This is a genomic window from Aeromonas sp. QDB11 (assembly GCF_027705265.1).
Lineage (GTDB): Bacteria > Pseudomonadota > Gammaproteobacteria > Enterobacterales > Aeromonadaceae > Aeromonas > Aeromonas allosaccharophila.
In genome coordinates this window covers 1-551 of the sequence record NZ_JAPDBM010000245.1, presented here as the reverse complement: position 1 = coordinate 551, position 551 = coordinate 1, and the positions used below count along the sequence as shown (strand labels likewise).

The 551-nt window shown below is 48.6% G+C and carries 1 pseudogene; it reads right to left on the bottom strand.

The window, feature by feature from the left end:
* Positions 1-307, bottom strand: a pseudogene (locus OKC40_RS22895) (hypothetical protein); the annotation flags it as partial.
* Between the last annotated feature and the right edge of the window lie 244 nt (positions 308-551).

Below are 551 nucleotides of genomic sequence, written 5' to 3'. Positions count from 1 at the left end.
ACAGGCCTATAAGTATTTGTTTTGTAGGCAAAAAACTATTTTTAATTTTTAACAAAATGTTCACGATCTCGCCCTGCTCAACCAGTCCGGGATCATCACCATGAATACAATCGTGTAGGGCCACTTCTGCTTTGGCACCAAAGTCAGCCGCATCCTCGGTCAACCATCGACCATAGTGGCGCTCGATCATCGCAGTCCCGTTGTGCCCCATTTGCCGGGCAATCCACTCTACGTTCACGCCAGCAGACAACAGTTGGCTCGCGTAGGTGTGGCGCAGCTGAGATGGTCCACGGTATTTGACACCCACCAGGTCACAATGCGGCTGAAAAAATGTTTCCCTGTACTCGTCAACCGAGGCGTAGGGTCGCCTTGCTGGGCGGTTATAGGCTACCAAGGTACGGCTAATTATCTTTTTAGTGCGATTATCTGTCTGGGTTACCGTGATCGATCTGGGCCTACGATGGCTAGCCTGTGCTCATGTACAGGATCTTTAGCTACAACCAATTGAAATAGATAGAAAAAAGGCTTCGTTTGTGATCTGATTTAATCGC